Consider the following 4559-nt stretch of genomic DNA (forward strand, 5'->3'; position numbering starts at 1 on the left):
ACTCGGCGTCGTCGAACTGCAGCGGCCGCTTCAGCCGCTTGCGGATCGCCACGACAGCGGCGCGGCGCAGCAGGATGGTCGACAGCGAGCGCTTTTCCGAGAGCGCGGTCAAATGCATCACTAGCCAGCGTCCGTCCGCCGCGGCGGATGCGTCGGCCCCGGTCGGGTCGAGGCTGAAGCCCAGGCACCATTCGCTCCACGCCCGCCAGGCCTTGCCGTAGGCGATGCGCGTGTTCTCGGCGAGCGAGGCTTCGATCAGCTGATCGGCCCTCTCCGCCAGGCCGATGATCTCGGCCCTGCGCGCCTCGCTCAGGGCCACCGGCCCCGCCGGCGGCGTCCAGGGCATGGTAGCGGCTACCAATGTGCCGGCGTCCTCGACTGCGTCCGTCATGGCTGCAGCGCCGCGCGCAGCCGCGCCAGCGCCGCCGCCTCTTCCTGCCGGATCCGGGTGATGGCGGCGGCGATCGCTGCTGGCGAGCCATCGGCCAGCGCCTGGCGGAGACCGTCATCGTCGGCATGGTCCCGCAGGAAGCGATCAAGCTGGTCCCGGTACTGCCGGCCTGTGACCGCGGCAAGCTCGATCATGGTGCGACCAAGGTCGGTGACCACGAGCTGATCGCGAACGCCGGGCCGCGGTGCCAGGTGCCTCGCCCTCATGGCCTGGCGCTGCAGCCTGCCGCGGGCGGTGCGGCCATCCTCGCGATCGATCTGCGCATCCGGATGGACGATGCCGAGCTGCAGGACCGCGGCATGGTCCCCCGGGCGGCGTCGGGTCGTCAGTTCGCATTGTCATCGTCCTCGTCGCCCGGACGTCGCCGCGGCGGCGCCGATCGTGTCAGCCGACGACGATTCTACCCGATCCGCGCCGCGCAACAAGCTTTCCAAAGCGCGATAACTGCCACTATCGCGCGCAATTCCAATGGGTTAGCTTTTGTCCAGGTCCGATTATCATTTCTGGGTTCCGATACCGTTCGACGTAGCCGATCAATATCGCTTGAGCCCCAAGTCTTTTACAATAACCGCCAGTTAACTGTTATTTATTCACTTACAGCGGCGGAGAATTGGTAAATATGAAGCGTGCGCGTGCTACATCTGGCTACAAGGCGATGGACGACATCCCCTCTGCGCCACAAGCGGCCGCCAAACTGGTGTCTCCGTTCCGGACATTGCCCGATCCGGCCGTCGTCCACGGCGCCCACCGCGATGCGACTCAAATATTCGGTCCGAATTCGCTCCTTGATTCTGATCGCCACCGCCCTCTCGCCCCCTGCCCTCGCCGGCTTCCAGGTGGTCGACGGTGACACTATCCGAATCGATGGGGAGCGCGTCCGGATGTGGGGCTACGACACGCCCGAGCGCGGACAGACCTGCATGATTGACGGCCGCGAGCGAGCGATCGGAGCGGAGGCACCCGAGGGGCTAACGGCCATCCTCGCCGGCGGCGAACTCAGTTGCCGGACTCGGGATCGGGACCGGTATGGCCGGACCGTCGCCGAGTGCTGGGTCGGTCAGCAGGGCATCGGGGACGCATTGGTGCGCACCGGATGGGCCTGGGCACTGACCCGCTATAACGGGAACAGATACCTGTCCGCGCAGGAGGAGGCAGAGCGCGCCCGCCGCGGCGTCCGGGCCGGCCAAGCGAACTGCGAGGCGCCAGCGCGGTTCCGGCAGGAACATCGACACTGACCGAGGAAAGATGACGCACAGCGACCATGGGATGGTCGTCAAACCCAATCAAGCGGCGATCATCTTCGACGAGGCCGAGGGCTTTCAATTCCTGATGCCTGACTATGGCGACGACGAGCAGGTGCCCCCAGGCGTGATGCTGCTGGCCACCATCCTCCTCAAGACGAGCGATCCTGAGTGCGTGAAGGCTATGATCGATGAGATGGATGCGCAATCATCCTAGGCGCGACTCCACCGACCAGAAGGGCCGACCAGGCAAGCGATGCCCATCCCCTGCGACCTCGATCTTTGGCGATCGGCTGGCATCATCGTCCGCCAGCACGGCTCGCGGGCGCCTGAGGAAGCCCGAAGCCGAGCGGATAGGCTGGGGCGAGACGGCGACCAGGACGGCGCTGAAACCTGGTGGCGGATCTCCCTGAAATGCGAAGACCTGTTGCGAAAGGACGGAACAAGCCAGTAGAGCCGCTATGGCTAAAACGTAACAAAATGTGCACTTCATCGATCATTGATTTAGCATTATTGTAACACTTCATATATTTTGAATGGAGAAGACAATGCCAGATCCTTGGTATCTTAGCCGTGAATTTGCGAAGACTCAGACTATTCCTTCCACCACGCAATTTATTTATGTTGGCGGTTGCTATTCAGAGGGTGACGGAGGAGACGCCACATACAGAAAAGTCACGCCAGAGCCATCCAACCCGGGCAAACTGCAGTCCCTTGATGGGGCTTGGTGGGAGATCGTCGCGGAAATCGGCAATATTGCCCAACTCGGTGTCTCCAGCACCCGAACCGCGCTTCAGAACACTACGGCATTCCAGGCAGCCGTCGACTTCTTCGACACTGTGTACGTCCCACCGGGCGACTGGACCATCAACACGGTCTATCTACGCGGCAACAGCCGGATCCAGAACGATGGCCATGTTATTGGCGAGACTAGCACTCGAAATGACCCCTTCCAGGTCGGCCTCACATTTCCCGGATCGGGTGGCCTGACGGCAGGAATCGACTTTATTCCAGGAGATTTCAGTTCGACGGCCTGGCAAAACGCCGCCCAAGCTCAAGCTTGGGTTGTTGTTCGGTTGGCACCGAACAACTTGGGTAACGGGATGGTCAACCAATTTGGTTTTGATTATGCCAAGATTAAGCTTCCACAAGGAGCCAGCGCTACCGGCCTTCAGTTGGATCGGAAAATTCGATGGGGATATACTGGTAATTGGCAAGTCTGCCTTATCCAGGATATTTCTGAGTCGACTGGAATACTGCCGGCAAAGACCACATCAATTATTCCAATTAACACCACTGGCATGGCCGGTTTGGCAGTAGGGGAAAAAGTTCGTATCGAGAATCAAAATGGCGACGATACCCCGTGGGGCCAAATCAGTGCAGCGGACCAACCCATCCCCGGCGCACAGAGCGCATATTTCGAGCACGGATTTGTCAAGGCCTTCGACGCAACGTCGATCACACTTGAGGATGAACTCAAGTATACGTATGATAAATATTGGGTCATCGTTGCTCTAAATACCGACAATGTGAACATTGAAGGTGGAACCATAGACAAAATCCAGATTCAGTGCGCGTCGAATTGCTATATTCGTAATATAGAATTTAATCTATGCTCATTTTTTAATGCTTATAGAGGACTGCTTTCAAATGGCCGAGGGACGGCCCTCCCGTCAGCACCAGATCGCGTCATTGGCGTCACGAATTCTCGATACGTCACTATCGAGAATTCGATCGCAACCGCAGCTGCATCCCCGAGCGACAACGGCGCCGTAAAATATAATGGCGTTCAGGATTTAACGATTATCAATGTTACGTCATATAATATGACAAAGACTGGAGCGTTGATTTCCAGCATGGCTGGGTTATTTGGCGATTTTTTTGCTATTCCGTATTCATGCTGGTCGGACGGCGTCGTGATATTCGGAGGCCATCTAGGAACCCCTTTCGATGGATCAGGTGCTTCCAATTCGGTGCCGAATTCATGTTGGCTGACTGGCCAAAGGGATCTGCAGATCGACGGCACTTCGATGTCAGGTTCATTCAGAGTGTCAAAATCCCTAGACTCAAAGACAAATGTTGACTGTGGCAGCATGCGGTTTGAGGAATGCATTGGTCTAGATTTCACTGGTAAAGCTGGATCTGCACAGCTTCTTACCTGCTCCAAAATTACTTCAACCGGCTTGCGTCTGACCGGTCCCGGTACATCCAACGCTCTTCTATGGTTTAATGCCAACTGCAGCGGCGGCACAATCATCGGATATTATGGAGAATCTTCTTTATCTGCCGACAATCCTGTAAGAGTACAGGACAGTGGTGACATTCATTTCGTTGGCTGCCGTGACAATTACGTAGAGGGGCGGACCACCTCTGTTTCTGTTGCGGGAAACGGAATAGTTACACACACTGGATGTGTCTGGCATGCTCCGGTGGCTGGAAATTCTAACAATAATGGAACGCTGACTTACAAAGGATCGTTGCACCTAAACAATAACGCTTGGAACCAAGATCTTCTGCAGCTAGCGAACCGCTCATTCTGGATTGACACCACAGGTCACTTTCGCCTCGCTGCAACCGGCGCGCCGACCGGCGACACGGCAGGGAACGTAATTCCATATCTTGCCACCGGTACCAACACCCCCGTCGGAGCGATCACGCCGCATCAGGCAGGCGAGGTGTTCGTGGACACCATCAATAAGCGCGTCTGGACCGCGTACGGGACGACTAGTGCCGACTGGGCAGAGGCACCGAGGCTGCTTACAGGCTCAGGGAGCCCTTTGAACTCGATTTCCCCCACACGGGTGGGATCGACCTACGTCGACACTGCCAACGGTCGATCTTATGTGGCGTTTGGCACCAGCAACACA

5 protein-coding genes are annotated in these 4559 nt (G+C 57.8%); 3 read left to right on the plus strand and 2 right to left on the minus strand.

All coding sequences use genetic code 11. From position 1 onward, the window contains the following. Positions 1 to 391: hypothetical protein (locus AC3XYG_RS36605; protein WP_489144827.1), on the minus strand; the 391-nt coding region annotated here is incomplete at its 3' end. Next, on the minus strand, positions 388 to 609 hold the full coding sequence (locus tag AC3XYG_RS36610) for a hypothetical protein (protein WP_489144828.1): 222 nt from the start codon (positions 607 to 609) through the stop codon (positions 388 to 390). The genes AC3XYG_RS36610 and AC3XYG_RS36605, both read right to left, overlap by 4 nt. Positions 610 to 1236: 627 nt before the next feature. Here AC3XYG_RS36610 and AC3XYG_RS36615 point away from each other — a divergent pair. The 3 genes from AC3XYG_RS36615 to AC3XYG_RS36625 form a co-directional block, all read left to right on the plus strand. Next, positions 1237 to 1686 carry a thermonuclease family protein gene (locus tag AC3XYG_RS36615; RefSeq protein WP_489144829.1) on the plus strand — a complete coding sequence of 150 codons (450 nt, stop codon included), beginning with the start codon at positions 1237 to 1239 and terminating at the stop codon, positions 1684 to 1686. Positions 1687 to 1696: 10 nt separating this feature from the next. Next, positions 1697 to 1909, plus strand: a complete 213-nt coding sequence (locus AC3XYG_RS36620) for a hypothetical protein (protein WP_489144830.1) — start codon at positions 1697 to 1699, stop codon at positions 1907 to 1909. A gap of 331 nt (positions 1910 to 2240) precedes the next feature. Next, positions 2241 to 4559: hypothetical protein (locus tag AC3XYG_RS36625; protein ID WP_489144831.1), on the plus strand; the 2319-nt coding region annotated here is incomplete at its 3' end.

It is taken from the genome of Inquilinus sp. (assembly GCF_057815775.1).